The sequence below is a fragment of the Polaromonas sp. P3_B1 genome, assembly GCF_056402935.1.
The window spans coordinates 1-1,598 of record NZ_JBFUGK010000082.1 but is presented as its reverse complement, the minus strand read 5'-3'; the positions used below and the strand labels follow the sequence as shown (position 1 = coordinate 1,598).

Here is a 1,598-nt window from a genome sequence, read left to right as displayed (position 1 = left end):
CCATCTACCACCGCGACCAGGTGCTGGAACTCACGCCGCGCGAGCTGGCCCTGTTACAGACACTGATCGGCAAGCTGGGCCACGCCGTGTCCAAGGAACGCCTCTTCGAGCTGGTGTTCCCGGGCGAAACCGACGTGCAATACGAGGCCGTCGAAGTGGTGGTCTACCGCCTGCGCAAAAAACTGGCCCAGACCGGCGTCACCCTGGTCACGCTGCGCGGCCTGGGCTACCTGCTGAAAGTGGATGCATGAGCGGCCGGGAGCCCGAGCCGCTGGAGCGAGCTGCGCCAGCAAGCCCGGCAGCGCAGGAAGCTACCGTCCAGCGGGCTATCTCCCTTAGACGGTATCTGCTGACCGGCATCCTGCTACCCGTCGGCCTGCTGATCATCGTGAACACCGCCAGCCTATACCGCCAGGCGCTGGCCGCGGTGAACACCGCCTACGACCGCACCCTGCTGGCCTCGGCCAAATCCATCGGCGAGCAGCTGGACGTGACCGGCTACGACGAACAGTCGCAGCTGCGCGTGACCGTGCCCTATGCCGCGCTGGAGGCCTTCGAGGCCGACAACCAGAGCCGCCTCTTCTACCGCGTCTCCAGTCTTAAGGGAGAACTGGTCTCGGGCTTTGAGCAACTGCCTTTCTGGCGCGGCGAAATTCCCATACGCCCACCGTATTCGGCGCTGGTCGATTTTTACGACGACGTGTTCCGCGAAGACCCGGTTCGTGTGGCCGTGCTACTGCAGCCCGTGGCCAGCGGCAAGGGCCGCGCCATGGCCGTGGTGCAGGTGGCCGAGACCCTGGAGCTGCGCAAGACGCTGGCGCGCAAGATCCTCTTTGACACCTTGTGGCGCCAGGCCGTCCTGCTGGCGGTGATCGCCCTGGTCGCGGTGGTGGTGGTGCAGCGCGCCACCCGGCCGGTGCGCCGCCTGAGCGCTGAACTGAAAGCGCGCCCCGAGGGCGACCTGACGGCGATTGCCGCGCCCGAAGCGCCGCGCGAACTGCTGCCGTTGATAGAGGCGACCAACCAGGTGATGGGCCGGCTGCAGCACCTGCTGGACAACCAGAAGCGCTTTGTGCGGGACGCTGCCCATCAGCTGCGCACGCCGCTGGCGGTGCTCAAGGTGCAGGTACAGTCGGCGCTGCGCGGCGACATGGAAGCGCGCGACGCGCTCGGCGAGATCAACCAGACCGTGGACCGCGCCACCGTGCTGGCCAACCAGATGCTGGCCCTGGCCAAGGTGGAGCAGCTGCGCCAGCAGGCCGACCTGCAGGCCATCGACCTGGCGCAGGTGGTCCGCTCGGTGGCGCTGGACCTCTCGCCGCTGATCGCCGAAAAAGACATCGACTTCGAGATTGAAACCGTGCCCGCCCAGGTCAGGTCGCATGAGTGGATGCTGGGCGAACTCACGCGTAACCTGCTGCACAACGCCATCAAGCACACGCCGGCCGGCGGCCCGCTGGCCGTGCGTATCGTGCGCGACGCCAGCTTTGTCGCGATGACCCTCAGCGACAGCGGACCCGGCGTGTCGGCCGAGCTGTCGGCGCGGCTGTATGAGCCGTTTTCGGCAGGCGACGTGCGCCACGGCTCCGGCCTGGGGC

2 protein-coding genes are annotated in these 1,598 nt (G+C 67.5%); both read left to right on the top strand.

Annotated elements, in window-relative coordinates; genetic code table 11:
• Positions 1-251 (top strand): winged helix-turn-helix domain-containing protein (locus AC1DXS_RS24685; protein ID WP_477740081.1); only part of this gene is annotated, 251 nt, incomplete at its 5' end.
• Positions 248-1,598: sensor histidine kinase (locus AC1DXS_RS24680; protein WP_477740080.1), on the top strand; the 1,351-nt coding region annotated here is incomplete at its 3' end. The genes AC1DXS_RS24685 and AC1DXS_RS24680, both read left to right, overlap by 4 nt.